15 protein-coding genes are annotated in these 24,356 nt (G+C 43.8%); 4 read left to right on the top strand and 11 right to left on the bottom strand.

Annotation, left to right across the window (positions count from 1 at the left end):
* Window positions 1-104: 104 nt before the first annotated feature.
* The 7 genes from T359_RS0107635 to thrC form a co-directional block, all read right to left on the bottom strand.
* Window positions 105-383 carry an HU family DNA-binding protein gene (locus T359_RS0107635; protein ID WP_026516957.1) on the bottom strand — a complete coding sequence of 93 codons (279 nt, stop codon included), beginning with the start codon at window positions 381-383 and terminating at the stop codon, window positions 105-107.
* A gap of 120 nt (window positions 384-503) precedes the next feature.
* Window positions 504-1,496 carry a CapA family protein gene (locus T359_RS0107630; RefSeq protein ID WP_197027070.1) on the bottom strand — a complete coding sequence of 331 codons (993 nt, stop codon included), beginning with the start codon at window positions 1,494-1,496 and terminating at the stop codon, window positions 504-506.
* Window positions 1,497-1,957: 461 nt separating this feature from the next.
* The gene (locus tag T359_RS19715) at window positions 1,958-4,231 is read right to left on the bottom strand and encodes a DUF3160 domain-containing protein (RefSeq protein ID WP_051545101.1); all 2,274 of its coding nucleotides are present in this window, start codon (window positions 4,229-4,231) and stop codon (window positions 1,958-1,960) included.
* 108 nt (window positions 4,232-4,339) lie between these two features.
* Window positions 4,340-4,726, bottom strand: a complete 387-nt coding sequence (locus T359_RS0107620) for a hypothetical protein (RefSeq protein ID WP_026516955.1) — start codon at window positions 4,724-4,726, stop codon at window positions 4,340-4,342.
* 189 nt (window positions 4,727-4,915) lie between these two features.
* A complete protein-coding gene (locus T359_RS0107615; protein ID WP_026516954.1) occupies window positions 4,916-6,292 on the bottom strand; it encodes a citrate/2-methylcitrate synthase in 1,377 nt (458 codons plus the stop codon).
* Window positions 6,293-6,314: 22 nt separating this feature from the next.
* A complete protein-coding gene (locus tag T359_RS0107610; protein ID WP_155840036.1) occupies window positions 6,315-6,608 on the bottom strand; it encodes a hypothetical protein in 294 nt (97 codons plus the stop codon).
* A gap of 93 nt (window positions 6,609-6,701) precedes the next feature.
* A complete protein-coding gene (thrC, locus tag T359_RS0107605; RefSeq protein ID WP_026516952.1) occupies window positions 6,702-8,195 on the bottom strand; it encodes a threonine synthase in 1,494 nt (497 codons plus the stop codon).
* Window positions 8,196-8,381: 186 nt separating this feature from the next.
* On the opposite strand from thrC, the gene T359_RS0107600 reads away from it, so the two are divergent.
* Entirely contained in the window at window positions 8,382-9,176 is a 795-nt protein-coding gene (locus T359_RS0107600; RefSeq protein WP_026516951.1) for a hypothetical protein, read from the top strand.
* Here the strand turns inward: T359_RS0107600 and T359_RS0107595 are convergent.
* Both T359_RS0107595 and T359_RS0107590 read right to left on the bottom strand, forming a co-directional pair.
* A complete protein-coding gene (locus T359_RS0107595) occupies window positions 9,173-10,537 on the bottom strand; it encodes an MATE family efflux transporter (protein ID WP_035783932.1) in 1,365 nt (454 codons plus the stop codon). The genes T359_RS0107600 and T359_RS0107595 overlap by 4 nt on opposite strands.
* Before the next feature lie 22 nt (window positions 10,538-10,559).
* Window positions 10,560-11,687: an SGNH/GDSL hydrolase family protein gene (locus T359_RS0107590; RefSeq protein WP_026516949.1), complete on the bottom strand. Its 1,128-nt coding sequence runs from the start codon at window positions 11,685-11,687 to the stop codon at window positions 10,560-10,562.
* A 132-nt stretch (window positions 11,688-11,819) separates the two neighbouring features.
* On the opposite strand from T359_RS0107590, the gene T359_RS19710 reads away from it, so the two are divergent.
* Both T359_RS19710 and T359_RS0107580 read left to right on the top strand, forming a co-directional pair.
* A complete protein-coding gene (locus tag T359_RS19710; protein WP_051545099.1) occupies window positions 11,820-12,602 on the top strand; it encodes a PHP domain-containing protein in 783 nt (260 codons plus the stop codon).
* Window positions 12,603-12,655: 53 nt separating this feature from the next.
* Window positions 12,656-13,537: a YitT family protein gene (locus tag T359_RS0107580; protein WP_026516948.1), complete on the top strand. Its 882-nt coding sequence runs from the start codon at window positions 12,656-12,658 to the stop codon at window positions 13,535-13,537.
* A 75-nt stretch (window positions 13,538-13,612) separates the two neighbouring features.
* On the opposite strand, the gene T359_RS0107575 is transcribed toward T359_RS0107580, so the two are convergent.
* Together T359_RS0107575 and T359_RS0107570 are read right to left on the bottom strand one after the other, a co-directional pair.
* On the bottom strand, window positions 13,613-14,845 hold the full coding sequence (locus T359_RS0107575) for a nucleotide sugar dehydrogenase (RefSeq protein ID WP_026516947.1): 1,233 nt from the start codon (window positions 14,843-14,845) through the stop codon (window positions 13,613-13,615).
* 41 nt (window positions 14,846-14,886) lie between these two features.
* Window positions 14,887-18,807, bottom strand: coding sequence for a leucine-rich repeat protein (locus T359_RS0107570; RefSeq protein WP_026516946.1), 3,921 nt, complete (start codon window positions 18,805-18,807; stop codon window positions 14,887-14,889).
* Window positions 18,808-19,037: 230 nt separating this feature from the next.
* Between T359_RS0107570 and T359_RS0107565 the strand changes: the two genes are divergently transcribed.
* Window positions 19,038-24,350 carry a leucine-rich repeat protein gene (locus tag T359_RS0107565; protein ID WP_026516945.1) on the top strand — a complete coding sequence of 1,771 codons (5,313 nt, stop codon included), beginning with the start codon at window positions 19,038-19,040 and terminating at the stop codon, window positions 24,348-24,350.
* Window positions 24,351-24,356 lie beyond the last annotated feature (6 nt).

Below are 24,356 nucleotides of genomic sequence, written 5' to 3'. Positions count from 1 at the left end.
ACACATTATATGCCATTAGGAGAACCCATGCAACCTGGGCAGTTTCCTCCGTATAACGAAAAAAGACCGTAGCACAGGGCTACGGCCTTGAAAGTCGGTATGAATTACTTTTTATTAACAGCATCCTTAAGAGCCTTACCAGCCTTGAACTTAGGAACTGTAGCTGCAGGAATCTTGATAGCTGCGCCAGTCTGAGGGTTCTTACCTGTTCTAGCTGCTCTCTTAGCGGTCTCGAATGTACCGAAGCCTACGAGCTGAACTTTGCCCTTCTTCTTAAGCTCCTTGGTAACAACGTCAACGAAAGCCTTAACAGCCTTCTCTGATGCAGCCTTTGTAAGGCCAGTGTCCTTTGCGATAGCTTCTACTAATTCTGTCTTGTTCATTTTAATATCTCCCTTCTCATACTTGTGATTGCATGTGGGCTTACAGACACCTGTAAGCTACAAACTACTCTACTAGCGTAGTACAGAAAGTGTACCTTGTCAAACGCATTTTTATTCACACTATTCCGAAGCTTTAACAAATGCCGTCAGTGTCCGTGCTGTGTACTCTCGGACCCTCACTCCCTCGAAGCAGTGTTCAAGGTAAATTACAGCTTCCAACCCCGTTTTTGTATTATCATTCATGCCCTGGCAGGCTCTGAAGTTCCCAAGACTATAAAAAATCAACATTTTTTTACCATCGGGTCTGTCAATCTCTTCAATTTTCTGATGTACATGAGGGTGGGTTCCGATAACAAGGTCGGCACCTGCTCTGGCAAAGAGCTGGGCCATACGCTCCTGTTCCTCTGTGACCTCCGTCTCATACTCCTGTCCCCAATGGACAAAAATAATCAAGAAATCAGCCTCTTTTTGGGCTTTTTCAAGGTCAGTAATAAGCTTTTTTTCCTCATCGGGACTGTCCGGAAGATAATGTACCCCATAGGGATATCTGTCCCTGATATCTTTCCCGTTGGTTCCGTAGGTATAGGAAAAAAGCGCTAATTTCATACCGTTTGCAGATCTTATCTCATAGGGCTTTTCTGCTGTATCACTGCTCTTTTGAACACCAAGGCAGGTCATTCCCTTATTTTCGAAAAAGGAAGCAGTGACATCAATTCCGCTTATCCCCCTGTCCAGGGCATGATTCCCGCCGCAGACTGCAATATCAAAACCCGCACCGGCTATGGCTTCTCCCACTGCAAGGGGAGATCCGAAGTTAGGGTATCCGGACACCGCCTCCGGCTTATCTGTCAGCATAGTTTCCACCTGCAGGGAGGAAAGGTCAGCGCTTTCTATTTCCTCAATAAATTCCTCGTAGAGAAAATCGAAGCAGCCATTATGGCGTCCGTAGGCGCTTTCAAGGATCTCATCATGGATGATATTATCCCCGAAGGCCACCAGCTTGACCTCGTTTCGCATGTTCTTAAGGCCGAAGGATTCCCATCTCCATAGGGAGCAGGCCCCGGAAATCCGCTCTGTAAGAAGGAAACTCCTATTCTGCTCCATGAGTTTCATTCGGGTGATCTCCTCTCCCAGGTAAGAGGTGCACCATTTTTGCCTTATTTCACCGGAATCTGTCATTTCATAGATGAAAAGATGCTGGGAATACCTGTCTTCCTCATTATCCGTAACCCAGAAGGGCCTTCTCTTCCCGTATATACCGCGTTTCCACAAAAGAACGGCTAAATCAGTGCGGCCGTTTTCATCAAAGTCAGCAAAAAGAAAATCCTGGACCCTGTGGCCTTTTTCCGATTCCCAGATTTTTTCGTTTTTATCCGAATATACAGTGAGTCTTTTTCCCGTAAGATCCGCTGTCAGTCCCGCTTCACAGGTTTCTGTCCTGCTTTCCCAGCGGACCCATTTCGGAATTTTATTCCGCGAATGTATAAATAAAAGGCAATATAAAACTACTGCCGTTCCGAAAAACAGCAGTAGCCAAAAATATTTATTTTTTAGAAATTTATTTTTATGCATTTTTAGTTGTTTAACCGATAACTGTCTGTCCAATCAGCCCTCTGAGGTATATCCTCATCCACTACCCAGTTCCAGTTTTCATCGAAATGTCCGCCGTCCAGCTTCTCCTGGAACTCCTCATCTGTCATTCTCTCGGAAATAGGAACCTCAAACTGGTAGAAGCTGTAGGCACTTCCTCTTGCCACATGGAGCTCACCGTCAATAGGAAATACCACATAAACAGTGTCAGCTTCACCGGAACCGATCTCCAGCACTGTTCCGTTGGGGTCTGTGGCGATATCCGCAACTACAGGGCAGGGGAACTGATAACTGCTTACAAGATTAGCATCATCACCATTCTGAAACTTATCCAAATTGGCTTCCTGCCAGAAGTGCTCGATATAACCGCCGTAACATCTGATAAACTCATATTCTTCCTCGGAGCAGGTCTCATTTTTAAGCTCCTTCTCGGAAATCTTAAGAAGCATCATGCCGATCTCTGAAAGCTTGTCCAGATCTTCCTTCTGCTTATCTCCCAGAAGTCCCATGCTGCTCAGGCCGTCTCTTGTCTTGTTGGCAAGAGATACGAATCTGCTGTAGATAACGGGCTGGGGATCCACATAGCCTCTGTCATCCAGGATCTCCATATCGCCTCCGCCCATCTCAGCCATGTTCTGCTTGGCGTAAAGAATGGTGTCATGCTTAAGCTCGGCATAGGATCCGCAGTAGGTCTCAAGATTCTTCTTGGTCCACTCCTCAGACTGCATGTAGGAAGGATAGCCTTCACCCTTTTCCTCAAAAAGAGGTCTCAGAATGTTCATCCAGCCTGAATAGAGGCTTGCATTCCAAAGCTCAGGATCATCGTTGTCAAAATGCTCTTTTGCCAGAATAAGGTTACCTGTATAGTTCTCAAATTCGCAGGCGCCCTTCTCCTCCAGGATCTTGTAAGCTGCTTCGGAGCCAAGAGCTGCCGCTACATCCAGGGGATCAGGAAGCATCCTTCTTTCGCCCTGGGGATTTTCTTTTACAGCCTCATAAATAAGGCGCTGCATAATAGCCGCATCAATGGTAAATCTCTGGCCCATGAATCTGAAGGAAGGAATCACCGGATCATCCCCCTCCATGACTGGAATGGAATTGATCTGAGGCAGTGGAAGGTTCTTTACCTCCTCCAGCACAACATCAAAAGCATCCTCATTGTCAGCCAGCTCCTGATCTGAAGGGATCTTGCCGTAGGCCTTGTCAATTATGGGAATAAGCTCGTTATATCCCGGATCATCTGAATTTCCTGCAAAAAATGCGGTAACGGAGTAGATGTTGCCGTACTTGGAAGGATCCTCGGACAAAGCTGCGCACATAAGCACAGCGCTTCTTACACCCTCAGCGTTATCAAGGGCAAAGGGAATCCTGCCATACCACATCATGGTCCTGAAATATCTCTTCAGGTCATCACTCTCATCATAATAGCCCCTGGGCTTGTACTGGGAATAATCCTCCATAAGCCCCGTAAGAATACAGTCATCGATTCCCTGGGCGGCCATGATCTTGTCATACTCCTGCTTCGCAGCATCGAGAACCTCGCTGTCCTCAAGGGTGATATCGGAGCTGTCCTTATCAAGCATCTGTGCCACTGCAAAAAAAGCCAGATTCCTGCGGGCTGAGGTCTCCCACTCTGTTCCCTCAAAAACCTTGGACTGAGCTTCTGCGGCAGAGAGCATGGTCTCTGTAAGGCTCTGCAGATCTGCTGCCAGATACTCTTTTTCCGTGGTCTTCATAAGATGCGCAAAGTATAGATGATAGGTGTGCATCAGAGAATCCACTGTTACAAAATTCGGGAACATGACATAGCTGTTGTCTTCATAAACATCAAAAAACTCTGACATCTTGGTGCCCTCCAGGAAAAAGCTGTTCTTTATAAGGGCATCTCTTCTGGCTTTGACATTGTTATATTCTGACTGCTGAGTAAGGTCAAACAGATATGCAAATTCCTTGTCATAAACCACATTTGAAAAGTCAGCCGCTACGCTGTAGGGTGCCACTGAAGGAACCAGGTTCTTGTCATAATAGACATCCTCGGCATCTCCCAAGAAGGAAGCATTGATAAGTGTTGCGTTCCTGCCGGGATTCATAGCTGCTGTTTCTGAAGCAGTGGTGGCCTCCTTCGAAGCATTATCATTTCCCACAGAAGCCTCCTGGGTGGGCTCATCCGTAGGTGTAAGGGGCTTCACATCATTCTTGGCGCAGCCCGCTGTTACAATTGCTGTAAGAAGCAAAACAGATACAATTCTTTTTTTCATAATTTCTTCTCCTTTTTCTGTGTCTGATCAAATGTCGATGAAGCTTTACAAATTATCCGCAGGAGACTCTATGGTAACCGGCAGATTTATCCGGCGTTTACTATAGAATCACTTGTCTTCAAGGTCAGCAACCCTCACAGGCTCGCCGTTAAGAAGGATATATCCGGGAGGGAGCGTGGAAACATCAGGCATGGAAGTGTAGTGGTCCTTCTCGTGCTTATGAGGCATAGCTCCGGACTGCCTGTTGTGAGTCTTCTTACTGTAGCTCTCATACTTTCCCGCAGGCTTGTGCTGGTGTGGCATGGCAGAACTCTGGGAAGGTCTCGTCATTTGGAATGTGCCCTGGTTCTGAACATTCCTTGCCGGAACACTTCCATTCCCGGGAGTACTTCCGCCTGGCTTGGTACCGGAGGTCTTCCATACATTCTTCCTCAAGAACTTGATAACTCCAAATAGAAAAACAAGATAAATCGCTAAGCTTAAATATTCTTCCATTTTGCCTCCCTATATATTCCCCATGAATACTCGTATCTTCATTGTAGCATATAGCCATAGTTTTCTCATTACCATTATAGCCTGTGCTACCTAAAGGCTCTCCGAGGGCTTAGGGCAATACAAAAAAACGCACAGACCGTTCCGAGTAATGTCGGACAGTCTGTGCGCTATAAATATCATCTCAAACGATCACTTTCCCCTGTCTTTCATGGGTTTGTACTCCTTGCGGGGCTCAATTGCCATGTAAGCAGGACGAATGATCTTGCCGTTATTGGCAAGCTCTTCCATACGGTGAGCACTCCAGCCTACGATTCTTGCCATGGCAAAGATTGTAGGATAAAGCTCCTCCGGAAGATCCAGCATCCTGTAAACAAAGCCTGAGTAGAAGTCCACGTTGGCGCTGACGCCCTTATACATGGTGCGCTCGCCGCTGATGATCTTGGGTGCAAGGCGCTCCACCATCTCATAAAGTGCCAGCTCATCCTCTCTGCCCTTCTCCACAGCAAGCTTCTCCACAAAGCTCTTGAGAATAACAGCTCTGGGGTCAGACTTGGAGTAAATAGCATGGCCGATACCGTAGATAAGGCCTGCCTTGTCAAAGGCCTCTTTGTTAAGGATCTTGTCCAGGTAAGCCGCTACCTCGTCCTCATCCTTCCAGTTCTTGACATTGGCCTCAATGTCATCAAACATGTGAACCACCTTGATGTTGGCTCCGCCGTGGCGAGGTCCCTTCAGGGATCCGATGGCCGCAGCGATAACGGAATATGTATCCGTCATACTGGAGCTCACAACGTGGGTTGTGAAGGATGAATTGTTACCGCCGCCATGCTCCATATGAAGCACCAGGCAGATATCAAGAAGCTTGGCCTCAAGCTCAGTATACTTACTATCAGGTCTAAGGAGGTACAGAATAGTCTCCGCTGTTCCAAGCTCCTCCATAGGTGGATGGATGATCAGCGAATTGCCCTCGTGGTAATGGTTATAGGCATGATAGCCGTAAATCGCAAGAAGCGGGAACATGCTAATAAGCTGCAGTGACTGCCTGAGAACATTGGGCAGGGATACATCATCTGCATAATCGTCATAGGAATACAGAGTAAGTACGCTCCTAGCCAGCGAATTCATCATGTCACGGCTGGGAGCCTTCATGATAACATCACGAACAAAGCTGGGGGGAAGGCCCTTGTAGATACCAAGGAGCTTCTCGAACTCAAAGAGCTCTTTTCCCGTGGGGAGCTTGTCGAACAAAAGGAGATACGCACACTCCTCAAAGGCAAATCTGTTCTCCGCAACAGCAGTATCAATAAGCTGGTGAACATCATAGCCTCTGAAATATATCTCACCGTCGGCAGGAACCTCCACGCCGTCAACAACCTTTTTGGCAACAATCTCAGAAATACGGGTAAGGCCTGTAAGTACGCCCTTACCGTTGAGGTCACGAAGGCCTCTTTTTACATCATATTTGTAAAAAAGCTCGTTCTCTATTAAATTCGCTTCCTTAGAAAGATTCGATAATTCAACAATTTCCGGTGTGTTTTCCGAGTAATAACCTTTACCTAAATCCATACGCACCTCCTGTCAGAAATGATCATTTCTTCTTTTTATTGTCAAACTGCTTGTAAAACTTCTTTTTGCCCCTTTCCACCGAAAGATAAAATATCAGCCATACCGCCAGAACCACCAGATAAACAAAAGCGTGATAAAGGCCAAGACCGTTAAGATCAAGGAGAATCCCTGCCATTCCCAGAAATACCATTATGACTCCCTCAGCCAGGTGTCTCGGAAATGCGTATTTTTTGAAGCCCTCCCTGTCTAACAGCATCTTTTCGTTAACCGAAGGCGGCAGGATGACACCTACTCTTATTATATCATTAAACTTCATCTGAAAGACGGCATAAATCATATAAAAGCCGAACACGACAATAATTATGTCAAAAATATTGCTATAAGTATCCATTTAAAAATATATCCCCTATCAAAGTCCAAGGAAGCTCTTAACAGCGCTCTCCATCTCAGTCTTGTCGACAACAGTCTTGTGTCTTACTTCTGCGGTTCTGATGGACTGTACAGCCTCAGGGATCTCGATTCCTGAAAGAGCTGAAAGCTCATCCGCCAGAGCGAAATCGTCCTTGCTCTCATCCCCTTTTCCAAGGGCGTTCATAACGCTTCTTGTGAACTTGTAAGGGCTTGCGGTGGAAGCAATGACTGTCACAGCCTTGTCCCCTGTATCCTTTACATACTTATCATACACTGCTGCCGCAACGGCTGTGTGAGTATCGATGAGGTAGCTGGACTCATTAAAGAGCTTGCCGATGGTGCTCCAGGTCTCCTCCTCTGTTGCGAAGTTGCCGTAGAAGTCTGTGAGCTTGGCTCTCATCTCGTCGGTGATAACGTACTTGCCGTTCTCGGAAAGATCCTTCATGTATGCTGCATCTGCCACTGAATCATCCCCTGCGATGTGATAGATAAGTCTCTCAAGATTGGATGAGATGAGGATATCCATTGAAGGTGATGATGTGAGCACAAAGTCACGGTTTCTGTCATATTCTCCTGACATGAAGAAGTCAAAGAGAACCTTATTGGAATTGGATGCGCAGATAAGCTTTGCAATGGGCACACCCATATTTTTTGCATAATATGCTGCCAGAATATTTCCGAAGTTACCGGTGGGAACTACCACGTTGATGGCCTCTCCGTCTGCTATTCTGCCCTCCTTAAGGAGTTTGGCATATGAGTAAACATAGTAAACGATCTGAGGAACAAGTCTTCCGATATTGATGGAGTTGGCTGATGAGAACTGGAATCCCTTGGCATCCATCTCCTTGGCCAGTGCAGGATCTGTAAAGAGCTTCTTAACTCCTGTCTGGGCATCATCAAAGTTGCCTTCGATACCGATAACGCAGGTGTTGTCACCCTTCTGGGTAACCATCTGCTGCTCCTGGATAGGGCTTACGCCATGCTTGGGATAAAAAACGATAATCCTTGTGCCGGGAACATCTGCAAAGCCTGCAAGAGCTGCCTTACCTGTGTCTCCTGAAGTTGCGGTAAGGATAACGATCTCGTTCTTGGCATTGTTCTTCTTGGCTGCTGTGGTCATAAGATATGGAAGAATAGAAAGTGCCATATCCTTGAAGGCGATGGTTGCGCCGTGATATAGCTCTAAGTAGTATGCGCCGCCGGCCTCTGCCAAAGGTGCAATCTCCTCTGTATCAAACTTGGAATCATAGGCATGAGAGATGCAGTATTTCAGCTCTTCCTCTGTATAGTCCGTCAAAAGAAGTCTCATTACCTCATAAGCTGTTCCCTGATAATCAAGCTCCGCGATCTCTCGCAGTGTCTTCTCAAGATGAGGGATATGATCCGGTACATACAATCCTCCGTCCGGTGCCAATCCGCGTAAAATCGCCTCTGACGCCTTGATCTGTCCCTGTGCTCCTCTGGTACTACTGTACAAAACTTCCTTTGCCATTGCTTTCACTCCTCATTTATTGGTAAAATAATAATTGAAATAACGATAATTGCTGATTTTTACAGGTAAGAATTTACCCTTTGAGTATTCAGTATACCATAATACCCTTGAAAATATCTACCATTCATTTTAATACTTTGAACTATTAAAGCACTAAATACTCAGATTGTAAAGATGGGAGAATCAATGGGCAAAATAAGGAGCATCGGAGTCTATGAGACCAGGCTGAAAAATGGCACTCCGTCCTATAGAGCATCCATAACCCACCGGGGCAGACACATATCCCTTGGGTCTTTTTCTGATGCAAACACCGCCGCGGTGGTCTACAAGGAAGCCCGCCACATCCTGTCAGACAATGATTTTTCCATTTCTTCCTATAACAGTTCCATGTACCTGCCCTTTGAAAAATGCGTCTGCCTCATCAACTACCGGGACAAGGGCATGTACATCGCCAATCCCATTTATCTGGAAAAGAAATACTTCCTGTACTACCTGTCTCCTACTCTTATCTATAAGTTTGACATCGATGACCTTTTTTATTATTCCTCCCATAAGATAATGAAAAGAGGAAATCATCTCTTCGTGGCAGACTACGGAAGCCAGCTCTCCGTCCTTGCCCGCTATGGCATCAAGAGCTACGCCGTGGAGGGACGTGACTACCATTTTGCCAACGACGATCCCACGGACCTTCGCTACGAAAACATCATCATCCTCAACAGATACAGAGGGGTTCGCCAGTTCGTTCACAAGGGCTTTGTGAGATATAAGACCATCATCCATATTAAAAGCAATTATGTTGTGGGGAAATACAATACAGAAGCAGAAGCCGCCATCGCCTACAACAAGGCGGCGGACATCCTCAAGAAAAATGGGATAGAGAAAAACTTCTCACAAAACTATGTGGAAGATCTTACTCCATCCCAATATGCCGATATTTATACCGGATTGAAAATATCCAAAAAATTATATGAAGTTCATTAAAACAATCCTTTTCTCCAATCTTTCATATTAAATCTGACGATAGCGGTAACTCCCACTATTGTCCATGTAACTCCCGTAGCAACCCACAGTCCCCAGGCTCCCAGAAATGGCAATGAGCAAAGAAATGCAGGGAATACTACTCTTCCGGTCATCTCTGCAATGCCGGAAATAAGCGGGAACTTGGCATCTCCCGCGCCGTTAAGAATGCCGCGGCCCACATAGATAGCCCCAAGAGGCAGATAAAAAGCCGACAGGATCTTCATGGCTGTGGAGCCGAATCTCACTATCTCAGTCTCAGAGCTGTCGATGAATATCTTAACAAATACATCGCTAAAGAGCATCATGACTACGATCATAACCGCAGCATAGATGACCATCATGATCATGCCGCTTCTAAAGCCCTGCTTAACCCTTTCACCCTTTTTGGCGCCGATGTTCTGGCCGGTGTAGGTGGAAAGAGAATCCTGAAGAGCCTTGAACTGCATATTAACCAGATTCTCGATCTTGCTGGTGGTGGTGAAGGCCGCAACCACGATGTAATCAAAGGAGTTAATGACTCTCTGAAGTATTACGAAGGACAAAGCGATAAGTCCACTCTGAAGAGCCATGGAGCCTCCCAGAGTGTAACACTTTTTTATCACATCAAAATCCAGTCCCCAGTCGCACTTTCCTATCTTGAACACAGGATTTTTGAGGAAAGCATATGTAATGGAGCCTGCCGCAGACAGGGCCTGAGCTGTGATGGTAGCCACCGCAAGGCCCACAACTCCCATGCCGAAGACAATTACAAACAAAAGATCCATGGCCACATTGATGAAGCTTGAGATCATCAGGAAATACAGTGGCGTTCTGGAATCTCCCACACCTCTCATGATATAAGAAATGGTGTTGTAAAGAGCCGTTCCTATAAAGCCTATGCAGGTGATAGCCATATAAGCCGTGGCATCATCTACAATATCTGCAGGAGTGTGCAGGAAGTTCCTGAGGACAAAGCCCGAACAGACAAAGCCCAGGCCTCCCACGAACAGCGCCGTAACGCTGACCATCACAAAAGCATTGGTTATGATCTTCCTGACGTTCTTCATATCCCCCCTTCCAAAGCTGTGGGATACGAGGATTCCTATTCCCGTGGCAAGGCCGTTGCCAAGGGCGAAAAACAGATTGGTGATCGACCCGGTGGAACCTACAGCCGCCAGGGCCTTGGCGTCGATAAAACGGCCGGCGATGATGGTGTCCACGATATTGTAAAACTGCTGAAAAATGTTTCCCATCATCATGGGAAGCATGAAGGACAGGATCAATTTGTAGGGAACTCCCACTGTCATGTCCTTGGAGTATTTCTTAGTACTTGTCTGTGCCATTTAACAAAAACCTCTGTAAATCTTAAAACCAGTTCATCTTCTCCCTGAGATAATGAACCAGCGCCGCCGTGCAATTTTCATGGGATTTCTTTCCGGGATGCATATGGGCTCCGAAGGTCTCCATGGTGGTATTTGGCAGCTGGAAAAAGGATACGTTGTTATCCCCTGTTTCTTTTCTGTACTCTGCAATAGCCTCTGTTATGGTAAGGTTGAGGTAGCTTCCCAGCATGCCGTAGCACCAGGCAATATGTGCCTTGGGGCTGTTCTTTCTGAGCATCTTAAGGAATGCAACAATGGCATTTTCCACCTTGAGCTCATCCTCTCTGTTAAGGGAGCCGTCGGCATTTACTCTCTGCTTGTAGGTAAGGCCGTCCTCGGGATTCACGATGGGTGGCTGTGAAAAAGCAGTGATGTCATTGGTGCCGAGATTAACTACTATAGCATCCGGCTGCCAGGATGAAAAGTCATAGGGCTCATCCATGCCAAGCTCCGTTGCCAAAGGCCCTGTAACAAGGCCGCAGACCTTCTCATATACCTTGGGAATATTGTGTCTTGGGTCATTGTCCCAGCCGCAGTACACGCCCCAGCCTCCCTGGGATAAAATGTGATAATCCGCCTGAAGCTCTTTTGCTGTCATGGTAGCGTAGTTAACGGAGGCGCTCATGTACATTGCAAGCCAGTCCGTATCGGTAACGGCGCCGTAGCTGCCCTCTCCGGAGGTGATGCTGTCGCCGATGAATTCTATTCTTCTTGAAAGCTTGGTTACTTCCTGGAAATCCCCGTTAAGCTCAAAGCCGTGGACCAGAACCTTACATCTGTCATCCTCGCTCATGGCCTGAAGCTCCCTAAAGAACCTTACAGTCTTGCAGGTGCCGGGATCCATATTTCTGAAAAGACAGATCCTGTGCCTTCCGGGAAGCAGCATCTGACGTCCCATCATGGCTCCGTTGAGCTCATAGGCCACCCAGGGCTCATGGAAATCGGAATCGGTCTCCACATCTATCCAAAGCTCCGAACCGTTTATCCTTACCTCCACAGCGCTGCCGTTGAACAAAAGAGGCAGTGGCTGTCTCACCTTTCCCAGGCGTCCGAATATATTGATCTTCTTGTCTTCTATCTCGTTTACTGCGATATATCTAAGCTCTCCCATGGTACTCCCCTTTCCTTCTTACATATTCTTTTATATTATAAGGATTTTTTTCTTAAATAAAATAGCATATTCAACCTTTTTCTTATGTTATAATTCCTTTTGGCAAATAATTCACAAGGTAAAAAGGTAACTATGAATTACGTATACGAAACTCATTTACATACAATAGAAGGAAGTGCCTGCTCAAAGACCAACGCAGAGGATTACATTGACTACATGTCAGGCCTTGGCTACAGCGGGATCATTGTAACGGATCACTTTTTTAACGGAAACAGCTGTGTTCCCAGGGACCTTCCCTGGACTGAACGGATCGAGAGATACTGCAGAGGTTATGAAAATGCTCTCGCAGCCGCCAAGGGCGGGGATTTCAACGTTATGTTCGGCATAGAATACAATTTCCAGGGGGATGAATATCTCCTTTACGGAGTGGACAAGAAATGGCTTCTGGACAATCCTGATATCATGTCCAAGGACAGACCTGCGGTCAGGGACCTGGTTCACGAAGCCGGAGGCGTTATGATACAGGCCCACCCCTTCAGGGAGAGGGACTACCTGTCCACCATCCACCTTATGCCCTCTGTCTGCGACGGCATCGAGTGCTACAATGCCGCCAATCCGGATTATCAGAATGCTTTGGGCTATGAATACGGCTTGGAACACGGCTTTTTGATGACCGGAGGCTCCGATATCCACGCCTTTACCCAGAAGGATATGGGAGGCATGAGTTTTCCTTATAAGATCAATTCCATAGAGGAGTTCGTGGCAGCCTTCAAGGCCGGAGACGGCGTGCCCGTGCAGAAAAAGGATGCGGCCAATGCCGCGCAGTTCGTGCCTGTTGTGGATACACCTTCTCTTACCACTGTGACCAAACAGCCCTTTTTGCAGGTAATAAACCACGACCTGCTTTGTGATTAAGCAGTTTTTATTGTATACTTAGTTATATCAATACTTAATTATCGAGGGAACTTATGGGTTTTTCAGAAAAAGATTTAAGAGCAACAGTAAGAAAGGACTTTGAGCGACTTGTTGTGGTCCTTCTGTCTGCTCTTTTGATGGCATTTAATATCAATACCTTCATCAACGCCGGAGGTCTCTATCCCGGCGGTGCTCAGGGTATTACCATTATCACCCAGCGTATTTTCAGCAAGTATTTTGGGATCAATCTTCTGTACACGCCTATCAACGTGGTACTGAACGCGATCCCTGTCTACATCGGATACAGATATATCGGCAAGAAATTCACCCTTTTTTCCATGATCATGGTTTTCTTCAACGGTGTGTTCGTCGATATCCTTCCTTCATTCCAGGTTACCAGCGATCCACTTCTGGTGGCGGTATTCGGCGGAATCGTCAATGCCGTGGGAATTACCATGTGTCTCAAGGTGGATGCCACCACCGGAGGAACTGATTTCATCTCAATCTTTTTATCCCAGAAAAAGGGAGTTGACGCCTTCCCCTATATCCTGGGAGCCAACATCGTGATCCTGGCGGTTGCAGGTATCTTCTTTGGTTGGGACAAGGCTCTCTACTCCATGATATTCCAGTATGTATCCACTCAGGCCCTGCACGTGCTGTACAAGACCTACCAGCAGAGGACCCTGTTTATCATCACAGACATGCCCGACAGAGTCTGCTCCCTGATCTACTCGACCTGCGGACACGGTGCCACCCTTATCGACGGCGAGGGCTCTTTTGCCCACAAGAACAAGAAGATCGTTTACTCCATCGTAAGCGCGTCCGATACAAGAAAGCTTATTCCCAAGATCAAGGAAATCGATAAGAATGCCTTCATCAATTCCGTTAAAACCGAAGAGATCATGGGTAACTTCTATATGAAGCCAAGAGATTAAAATCAAAAAATCACATTTTTGTCGGCAAATCAATGCAATTTAACCGACAAAAAATGTGATTTTTAATTTTCTCTATCAATCTCTTCTGAACAAATCTCTTGTATAAACCTTGTCCTCAACATCATCGAGAACAGGATCAAATCTGTTGGCGATGATGCTGTCTGAACCGTTCTTGAACTTCTCAAGGTCATTCACAACCAGTGAACCGAAGAATGTGGTTCCGTCGGGAAGTGTGGGCTCGTAAATAATTACTGTGGCGCCCTTGGCCTTAAGTCTCTTCATAACGCCCTGAATACTGCTCTGTCTGAAGTTATCGGAGTTGGACTTCATGGTCAGTCTGTAAACACCAACAGTTATAGGCCTCTCCTTCTCAGCATTCCACATGGAAGACTCTGTGTAGTAGCCAGCCTTCTCAAGAACTCTGTTGGCGATATGGTCCTTGCGGGTACGGTTAGAATCAACGATAGCTCTGATAAGATCCTCCGGAACATCCTGGAAGTTAGCAAGGAGCTGCTTGGTATCCTTAGGCAAGCAATATCCGCCGTATCCGAAGGAAGGATTATTGTAGTGGGTTCCGATTCTGGGATCAAGGCAGACACCCTCGATAATCTTCTTGGTGTCAAGGCCCTTGAGCTCTGCATAGGTGTCAAGCTCGTTGAAATAGCTTACACGAAGGGCAAGGTATGTATTGGCAAAAAGCTTAACCGCCTCAGCCTCTGTAAATCCCATGAACAGGGTATCGATATTCTCTTTTTCTGCGCCTTCTACCAGAAGGTTAGCAAATACTTCCGCCTTCTCTCTGCTGGCATCGTCACATCCAACAATGATTCTGCTGGGATAAAGATTGTCGTAAAGAGCCTTGGACTCACGAAGGAACTCAGGAGAAAACAGAATTCTGTCGGTTCCGAACTTCTCTCTCACCTTCTTGGTATAGCCTACGGGAATAGTGGACTTAATGATCATGGTAGCAGTCTTGCTGGACTTAAGCACCAGGTCGATAACTGCCTCTACAGCTGAACAGTCAAAAAAGTTCTGCTTGGGATCATAGTTGGTAGGCGCTGCGATGATTACAAAATCCGCATCCGCATAAGCTGATGCTCCGTCAGTTGTTGCCCTGAGGTTTAATTTTCTCTCCTCATGCTCTGCGAGAAACTTCTCAATATAGTCATCCTGAATAGGTGAGATCCAATTGTTCAGCTTCTCAACTTTTTCTTCTACAATATCCACAGCTGTTACTTCATTGTGCTGTGAGAGAAGGACTGCTAAAGACAATCCTACGTATCCTGTTCCTGCTACTGCGATTTTCATTTTTCATAACTCCTTCAACTAATTTAACCTCTATTATGATATTATCGCACTTTAATTTTAAAATGCACCACTTTTTCTCCGGAGTAAAGTTTTCCAGTATCTTCTTTTGCCTTATAACCCTCTAAAGAATCAGCTATTATGTAAATTGTAGCCTGTCCGGGTTTATCACAGTCCAGATAATAGCACTCATAATTTCCGGTGCTGTCCTCAACTGTATAGTAATTTTGTTCAAGTCTTGCCTTACTTCCGTCAAATTCTGCCACTGTCTTTTTTCCGTCCATCAGCTTAAAGGAAGGACAAACAGGCTGATCATTAAAGGCATAACTCTTTTTCAGTCCGGAGACCTTCAGCTTCTTAATAGGCTTAGCTTCGGTGTACATTACATTGAAGCGTATAGAACCTGTATAATTTCCTATGCCGCTCATAACATAGTAATACACACCGGCTTCTTTATATGCTCCGGGAGTTGTGTCATTATACAGCAGTTTATAATCTTTGTTCTTTACAAGCTTCTTTTTCTTGCCGTCAATGACGTGGCGGAAAACAACCTTAGGCTTTTGAACCTTGCCGTTAACTTTTATGGTCCAGGTAGTACCGGTATTATCGAAACAGTTAAGGTCCAAATTTTCAATGCTCAAAGGCAAAATAGTGTAGCTGATAGTTTTTGTTCCTTTGTAGCTGCCCTTAAATTTAATTTTTGCCTTAGCCTTCTTTTTATCAGTTGAGGCATTTTTGTTATTGGAATAAGTTACCTTATAGTCTTTGCCTAAAACAAGTTCAGTACCATCACATACAATCTTAAGACTGTCCAGCTTAATAGCTTTTCCGGTGTAAGTTCTTGTGATCTCACTGTTGGAAATGTTCTTGCCATCCACTGTAATAACAGGGCCATCAGTCTGTGGATCATCCGAAGGATCCGGGGTTGGCTCAGGGTCCGGGGTTGGCTCAGGCTCAGGAGTTGGATCCGGTTCAGGCTCAGGAGTTGGCGTTGGCGCAGGTTTAGTTTCTGTCCAAAGCGCCTTCATACTTACGTCTCCATAGATATACCTTTGGCCGGGAAAATAATCTTCATATTCCATTCCATCATAGTTTACCTGCCAGGTTTTAAAGCGGTAACCGTCTCTGGTGGGCTTTTCAGTAATCTCCGGTACATAAGCATCATAGTCTGCTGTAATAGTTCTCTTGGATTTACCGTTATATTTTCCGCCGTCATAATCAATACTGATCGTGCATTTGGTAAGGCGGTTCCATTTAGCATAAATATAGGTCTGATCAATTATGGTGTAATCATCGGGAACCTTTTTGGTGCATTGCTCGTCCAGATACCATCCCAGGAATTTGTAATGTCCGGTTGCTTCATACTCAGCTATTCTTTCGGTTATTTCTTTATCATCCGGAGTGAAGACTTTTCTGTACTGGCCCACCCTGTAATAAGTGTAAGGCAGGTCATCATGTCCATTGTAATGGTCATTAAAAACATATGTCAGATAAGCTTCATACCATTTGGCAAAGAGCTCAGTGTCCGCCTCAATGGTATCATTGCGATAGACCTTATTTGTACATTTGCTGTCATAATACCAATCATACAATATATATCCGGTTTTCTTTACATCGGTAGGTAAATGTTCACCGATTTTGCTGCCCTTTTCCACAACTACGGGTTTAACCGGCTCGCCGCCATTTGTGTTAAAAATGATCTTGCAGCCATCATACTTAAGTCCGGCATAAAGATTCATTCTGCCCGGCACTTCGTTGGAAAAATCCCAAACATTTTTATCGAATTGTCTGTCAGGATCCTTTTCAGTGTACCAGAATCCCAATTTATCTCCGTTTTTCAGAGTTACCTTTGGAGCAACTGCCTTTTCTCCCATCTTCACTTTGGTAGAAGTGATCTTATTGCCATAGGGATCATAAAAGGTAACTGTTGCTGATTCACCAACAGGCTTAAATGTGACTTTGTCCTTATTGTAGCTGAAATTGGGAATTCTGCTGTGCCAGGATTCCGTATCATAAGGATATGAAATTGTTACATGTTCCGAACCGAAATAAAAGAAGTCATTTTTTACTTCAGGGCAATCTCCTTCAAATACAACATCTGTAAGAGAATTCAGCGACCTGTAGGTATTGCCGCTTAGCTTTGTAACACTTTTATCATAAATAATCTTGCTGATGGATGTAGCATAAATTGTGTCGTAATAATTCGCATTCTCAGCGGTAAATTTAAAAGTACCGGAAAGGCCTTTACAATAGTAAAACGCCTTATTGCCAATCTTGCAGCCCTCCGGAACGGATAATTCTCCGGTGAGTTTGGAGCAAGAATCGAATGCATTATCGCCAATTCTTTTAATGGTACTGGGGAAGGAAAAAGCATTATCCCACGCAATAGAACTGGCATAAAAAGCATAATCACCTATCTCTTCTACCTCAGACAGATTAACCTTCATGTCTTTGGTATAGGCAAGGCTGGCATAAGCATAATCGCCAATATATTTTACCCCTGAAGGCATCTGATTATTCTTACCTTTAATATCACTCCTGTAAAATGCATATTCTTCAACTCTTTCACAGGTCTTAGGCATGGTAATATTGCAAACAAAGGTTTCTTCAAATGCATGAGCTCCGATCTTCTTGACATTTGTCGGAAGCACAAGGGGATTGGTATCCGGATTCGTGCTTTGTAAAGTTCCCATATTATAAAAAGCGTAATCACCGATAGATGTAATCTTGCTATCCATCTTGACATAGGTTATATTGCCTGCATGAATGTACCAATCCGGAAGGTTCGTCCTGTCATAGTCATACATATCACCGCTGCCCTTAAAGGTAAGGGTTTCATTTGAAGAATTAAAGCTCCAGGTAATGTTATCACCGGCTTTATTGGAGGGTTTGGTTCCTACAGGAAGCCATTCAACTGCTGTAAACTCTTCTGAAACCTTATCCATTGCTTCTTTGGTAAAGGATTTATACTTAGGGTCATAGTACGCTATTACTCTGGTCTTTATAAATGCATCATCGTCAATCTCGGGAAGCTCACCCAAAAAGGTAATTGTCTTAGTGCCCTGTAACTGATAAAATGCGCACTTTCCTATATATTTAACAGCAGGAATTGTAAAATCATGGATGTATGAGCTGAAGTCAAAGGCATGATCATCAATTCTCTCCAGTGTGCTTGGCCAGGTTATCTTATCGCAGGTAAAGCCTTCAAAGGCATATTCTCCGATCTCAGTGATGCCCTCTGACAATTTCAATGTGGATCCTGAGCTTCTGGGAAGGCTCATTCTGCTAAAGGCATTTGCTTCGATGAATTTTACGGTTCCGGGAATTACAAGGTTTGCTTTTGAGCATTTCAACCTAACGCGAAAAAAAGCATACTCTCCCAAAGATTCCAGTTTAGAGGGGAGCTTTACCTCGGATGTTAATATCATTCCGCAAAAGCTTGCAGCACCGATATGGGTAATCTTGTCAGAAATAACAATCTTTTTAACCTTATCCCTGTATTCAAACCACGGAGCATCATACTCAGGATAAATAGTATAACGGCCGGTGCTCAGGGTATAATCAGTCATTGCGCCGCTTCCGGAAATAGTCAGAGTGCTGCCGTTAAAACTCCAGGTGGCATTTTCTCCGCAGCTTCCACCGGCAGTTGCAGTGAATTCCTCTTCATCTTCTGCAGCTGTAGAAGGATCCTCAATTTCTTCATCAATATCTTCAATTGATAATTCTTCAGAGCTTTCAATTATAATTTCTTCTGAAATATCTTCTTCACTGTCTTCCAGAATTTCTTCTGAGATTTCTTCAGAACTTTCTTCAGAACTCATGTCTTCTTCAGACAAAAGCACAGATGCTTCATCAGACACTTCATTTACATATTCCTCCGAATATGCCAATGAAGAAACAGAAGCGTTAAATACCAGCATGGCGCCAAGTAAGCACATAGCCATGCTTTTTACTACTTTTTTCATACTCATTTTCTCCCAATAAAAATATCCTAGACTGACCTTAAGTCAGCCCGGGATATTCTATCATAATCTTCTATATTTTTGTAGGGAAATCTTGATTATTATAAAAGCATGTAAAACATTACATCTTCAAACATTTTCCTGACAATATTTTCCGATATTCTTCGCTTCCCATGTTGGTATAATAATCTCGCAAACACACCAAAATACTATATTCACAGAGGAACAAAGACATGAAAAAGAAAATCTTTAAAAGCCTTATCTCTCTTCTTCTGCTAACGGCATTAATGCTATCCAATATTAATATCGCTTATGCAGCATCTGACGAATCTTATCCGGATACGTCATTACTCGAAGTTTCAGAAAAGGATTCCATTCTTTTAGAGGAAGAATCCGATACCGATGGTATCTCCCAATCAGAGGAAGATATTGTCAGTCTTGATGATGAAATCTCTACCACTGAAACAACACTTGAAGACGAACACTCAGTCATACCGGAGAATCCCATTCCAGAGGTTCTGGCAGGTTCTGAAGTAACAAGACTTGCCTGGTGGCGTATGCTCATCAGTGCTTTCAACTTAACTGTAGAAGAAAACAATTACCCCGATAATTATTTCGCAGATATAAACTCTTCTTTTGATTATTATAGGGAAATCATGGTAGCCGCAGAATACGGCCTCATAGATGTAGCTCCCGGTGAAAACGTTCTGGCAAATGATCCTATCACCAGAGAACTTGCCGCACATACACTGAATCTTTGCATCGGCTATGTCAACCAGGCTGAAGGTTACACCTTCTCTGAATCCGGGGAAGTCACCTATCCTGATGACATTCAGGTTGCTATCGACAATGGCTGGTTTAGCCTAAACGGCAAAAAGTTCGCCCCTGCTCAAGCTGTCAGCAATACTGAATTTACCAACTTAAGTTCAATAGCAACAACTGCTTACAACAGCATCCAGCTGTCTGATAACCATAAAAATTCATATAAGCTGAAAGCCGGCGTAGTTAACCTCGGTGAAGTTACAGCAGATATTACCGGAGAAGATGAACTTACCATATTTGATAAAAAGGTAACCAATCTTTCCTCCGGAGATATTTTCGTTATTTTCAACGATAATAATCCTTTTGCATTCAAGGCATCATCCATAGCATATGCAGGCAATAACACAATTGTTGCATATGAAAGTGTTTCTCCGTCGGAAGCTTTTGAAGAGCTTGACATAGAAACAGTTAATGAAATAGATCTTTCAAAAGTAAGCATTCAAAATGATAATGTAGACTATGCTCTTTCCTATATTGTAGACGGAATTGAGTACTCCTCTCTTGAGGAAACCTATGGCCGGGAAATCTCAGCAGTTAAGGCCACAGGCAAATTAAAGGATAAAAAGATTGGCCCTGAGGTAGTACATCTCGGCGGAGGACACACTGCTGATTTTACGATTACATTCAGCAAACTTGAATATGAATATTCCGGAAGCTTAACCCATACTCTTGCTACTATCAGCGGAGATATGGATTTCATCTTTAATGCCAATTTTCAGGATAATTCCAGCGCTTCACCTTCATGGGATGCTGTCAAAAAGCTGTTGTCCTTTAATATCGGTGTACCACTTGTAGGTGGCCTTAACATTTCACCCGTAGTATCCATTACAGGAAATGCTCACGTTCACTATCAGGAGCATTTTAAACTTGGTTTCTCCAGTGAAATATTTAAAGCTCCAAGATTAATCATATCTCACTCTAAAAAGGACTTTTTTGCATGCAGTACAATAAATGTCACTTTAGGTATAAAAGCAGAATACTCTATTGGCATTTTTGCACTTAAGGGTTCTGTATTTTTTGAAATGGGAATCAAAGGCCGTGCTGACTCAATAACACGCGACGGCCATAGATGTACAGATGTAAATCTTTACAAATATCTTGAGGTTGGCGGCTATGTCAAAATTGACTTTGGAGCATGGCATAAAAACTGGGGCGATCGTTTTTACATTTTAACAGATAAAAACAGCCCACCTATCTCCTGGCATTTCGAAAACGGAGTAGCAGTAGAAACTTGCTCATATGCTACAGACGCAGATAAAAAGAAATACAGTGTCAACCCCAACGTCCGTAATGGCAAATTCTATACCCCTATCAATTCAAGGTATGGCTCTAACGGTCGCTCCACCGGCATCGGCTCTGACGGAGAACCGTATACACTATATGAGTTGACCAAAAATGAAGGCGCAAAAGAAGCCACAATATCAAACTATCGCGGAAATGCTTCAATGGTTATTATTCCTCAGGAGCTTGACGGATATAAAATAGTTGGTATCGCAAAAAATGCCTTTGCTGAAAGAAGTGAAATTGTTTATATCAGCATACCGGACTCTGTAACAGAAATAGGAATTACCGCTTTCTGCAAATGCATTAATCTTAAATCAGTTAAGCTGCCTTCAAATCTTAAAACAATTGGTTATAGAGCATTTGATAAATGTTATGAACTTGCGGCTATAGATATTCCTAAGACTCTGGAAAAAGTCACCGGAAATCAGTATGCCTTTGATTATGATGGTCCATTCTCGAATTGCAGCAGCCTGGAAAAAGCAGTGATTTCCGAAGGTGCTAAAGCAGTTTGCGCAGAGCTGTTCAGATCCTGCTCCGGACTAAAAACTGTTACTATTCCTGATTCGGTAACCACTATTGAAAAAAGGGCATTTATGTCTTGCGGAAACCTTGAGTCAGCTGCTATTCCACAGTATGTTTCAACAATTGGTGATGATGCATTCAGAGGCTGCGGCAAACTCTCAAATGTTGTCCTTCCTTCAAGATTATCATCCTTGGGAGCATCAGCATTTACAGATTGCACTAGCATTACCTCCATCAATATTCCAAAGACACTTACAAAGGTTGGTAAATCTTATGTAGGTGGATACAGCGTTCAGGTAGGTCCTTATGTCACTGCAGAAGGTCCACTTAATGACGCAGGCCCATTTGCAGGCTGTAATGCGCTTAAAACTGTTAATTTTGAAAATGGCATCACTGCTATTCCCAATTACTTATTCTCCCATTGCGGAGGATTGGAAACAATAACAGTACCGGATACCGTTAAGTCAATCGGTATTCAGAGTTTCGACCAATGCGTCAACCTTAGTTCTCTTACTTTAGGAAAGAATCTGAATACTATTGATGATGCCGCTTTTGCAAATCTTACTGCCCTTAAGTCACTTACTATCCCTGAAGGGGTTACAGACCTTGGCGATTTTCTGTTTGGAAACTGCTCTGCAATAACCAGCCTGACCATTCCTAACACAGTTACCAGCATGGGAGAATACTCATTTGTTTTCTGTACTGCATTAACAGATATCACATTGCCAAATGTAAGAAAAAATATCACCCGTGGCATGTTCAGAGGCTGTACAAGTCTTAAGTCCATCCGCCTGCCTGAAACCACGACATATATTCGCAGTGGCGCATTTTATGATTGTAAAGCTTTGACCGAGATTATTGTGAATGATAACTGTACAACAATAGAAGACGATGCTTTTTATGGCTGTTCCTCACTAAAAAAGGCTGTAATTCCTTCTTCTGTTGTAACTCTTGGGCAATACGCATTTTCCGGTTGTTCTTCCCTTACAGATCTGCAGCTTGGAACAGGCTTAACTGAAATTCCGAAATGTGCTTTTGCAAATTGCGATGAGCTAAAAAAAGTTACTATTCCCAAAAATGTTAAGAAGATCGGCGCTACTGCCTTTGAAAATGATTATTCATTGACTGAAATACATATCCCTGAGGCTACTACTTCAATCAGCTCTGATGCATTCTCATACCCGGGCAAAGTGACTGTATATGGAATAAAGGGAAGCTACGCAGAAACCTATGCAAATGAACAGGGTATGACATTTGTTGAACAGGCACCGGACGCCCCTGATGAGCCTGATACCCCAGATAATCCTGACACTCCGGAGGATCCCGATAAACCTGATACTCCGGATAATCCCGAAATTCCTGATGGGCCCGATGATCCGGTAGTTGAACCGGATTATTCTGATCTTGATAATAACAGTGAAGATCTAGAAGAAGCCAAGGAAACCCTTGGAACCACTACTCCTGAAGGTCTATGGATTGCAGGCCTTAAAGCATCATACGATTACAGTGGAAATGCTATAAAGCCTGAAGTTCGCGTATATAATGGAACGACTCTTTTAAGATATAAAAAAGACTATACAGTAACCTATAAGAACAACACCAAAGCCGGTAAGGCAACCATCATCGTCAACGGTAAAGGTACATATGCAGGAAAGCGTTCCAAGACTTTTACCATAAATAAAATAAACCTCGCAGAAACAAACATTGATTTAGCTGCCATCCTCACAACTGCCAAGAATAAAAAGGCTGTAAATGTTTATTGGAACGGAATAAAGGTATCACCAAAAGAATACACTGTTGGCTATAACGCAGACGGTAGCGCAACTTTGGTAGGAAAAGACAAGAACTTCTATGGCGAACGAACCATATATTCAGAGTCAATAACCCTAAAGCCCATAAAGAAAGTAAACTTATCTGTTCAAAAAGAGCTCGTATTTACCGGATCAGCGCAGTATCCGGAAGTTATCGTCACAGATGGAGGAAACACTCTTTTAGAAGGCATTCATTACAAATGCACTTATGAAAACAATGTTCAAGCCGGTACAGCTTCTGTAACAATAATCGGAATCGAAAGAAACGGTTATTCCGGAGCAGCCAAAAAGAACTTTAAGATTGTTCCTGCCGGTTTAGTTGCAGCAAATATCTGTGCAGATTCAACAGCCTCATATGCAAAAGGTGGTGCAAAACTTAATGCACTTGTATCCTTCAGCCACGCAGATATTACATGGAAGCTTCGCGAAGGTGTTGATTACACTGTTAAATACAAGAATAATGCCAATGTTAAGCTCATTGGACAAAACAACAAGGCTACCATGACCATTAACGGAATCGGTAACTATAGCGGCAGCGTTGTAATACCATTTACAGTAACAGCTCAAAGTGTGTCCAATCTAAATGGGTTTGTTACAAACAAGCAATTTGTTCAAAACAAAAGAACAAGCTATTACATGTTACTTCCTGAAATCTATGATCTTGATGGGAAAAAGCTTGCAAAAGGTAAGGACTATTTAGTTTTAGGCTATTACAATGAGGCTGGATATAGGATGGATGCTAATGCAGTACTTGATTCACCTGCCAATATTACTTTAAAGGTTATCGGAATCGGTGGCTATTCAGCAGACAAAAATCCACTGGATATATCCTATCAGGTAGTAAACAGTCCGCTTAAGAATCTCAAAGATACCAAAGTAAAGGTATCCAATTGCGAGTATACAGGAGCTGTAATTAAGCCTGAACTTACTATTACTTATAAGAAACAAGCAAGTCCGCTTATTGTTAATAAAGACTACCGTATCGTAAAATACTACAACAATCAGAATACAGGAACAGCCTACATTCTGATTGAAGGAATACGCGAATATAGCGGTACAAAAATGATATCCTTTAAAATTATTTCAAAGAATATGACCCTTAAATAAATTAGA

The organism is Butyrivibrio sp. MC2021, assembly GCF_000621605.1.
Lineage (GTDB): Bacteria > Bacillota > Clostridia > Lachnospirales > Lachnospiraceae > Butyrivibrio.
Note: the sequence above shows the minus strand (reverse complement) of the source record. Positions and strands in the feature narration are given on the sequence as shown.

Coding starts and splice junctions, on each gene's coding strand:
- T359_RS0107635 (WP_026516957.1), bottom strand. CDS start 383: ATGAACAAGACAGAATTAGTAGAAGCTATCGCAAAGGACACTGGCCTT.
- T359_RS0107630 (WP_197027070.1), bottom strand. CDS start 1,496: ATGAAACTCATGGAGCAGAATAGGAGTTTCCTTCTTACAGAGCGGATT.
- T359_RS19715 (WP_051545101.1), bottom strand. CDS start 4,231: ATGAAAAAAAGAATTGTATCTGTTTTGCTTCTTACAGCAATTGTAACA.
- T359_RS0107620 (WP_026516955.1), bottom strand. CDS start 4,726: ATGGAAGAATATTTAAGCTTAGCGATTTATCTTGTTTTTCTATTTGGA.
- T359_RS0107615 (WP_026516954.1), bottom strand. CDS start 6,292: ATGGATTTAGGTAAAGGTTATTACTCGGAAAACACACCGGAAATTGTT.
- T359_RS0107610 (WP_155840036.1), bottom strand. CDS start 6,608: ATGAAGTTTAATGATATAATAAGAGTAGGTGTCATCCTGCCGCCTTCG.
- thrC (WP_026516952.1), bottom strand. CDS start 8,195: ATGGCAAAGGAAGTTTTGTACAGTAGTACCAGAGGAGCACAGGGACAG.
- T359_RS0107600 (WP_026516951.1), top strand. CDS start 8,382: ATGGGCAAAATAAGGAGCATCGGAGTCTATGAGACCAGGCTGAAAAAT.
- T359_RS0107595 (WP_035783932.1), bottom strand. CDS start 10,537: ATGGCACAGACAAGTACTAAGAAATACTCCAAGGACATGACAGTGGGA.
- T359_RS0107590 (WP_026516949.1), bottom strand. CDS start 11,687: ATGGGAGAGCTTAGATATATCGCAGTAAACGAGATAGAAGACAAGAAG.
- T359_RS19710 (WP_051545099.1), top strand. CDS start 11,820: ATGAATTACGTATACGAAACTCATTTACATACAATAGAAGGAAGTGCC.
- T359_RS0107580 (WP_026516948.1), top strand. CDS start 12,656: ATGGGTTTTTCAGAAAAAGATTTAAGAGCAACAGTAAGAAAGGACTTT.
- T359_RS0107575 (WP_026516947.1), bottom strand. CDS start 14,845: ATGAAAATCGCAGTAGCAGGAACAGGATACGTAGGATTGTCTTTAGCA.
- T359_RS0107570 (WP_026516946.1), bottom strand. CDS start 18,807: ATGAAAAAAGTAGTAAAAAGCATGGCTATGTGCTTACTTGGCGCCATG.
- T359_RS0107565 (WP_026516945.1), top strand. CDS start 19,038: ATGAAAAAGAAAATCTTTAAAAGCCTTATCTCTCTTCTTCTGCTAACG.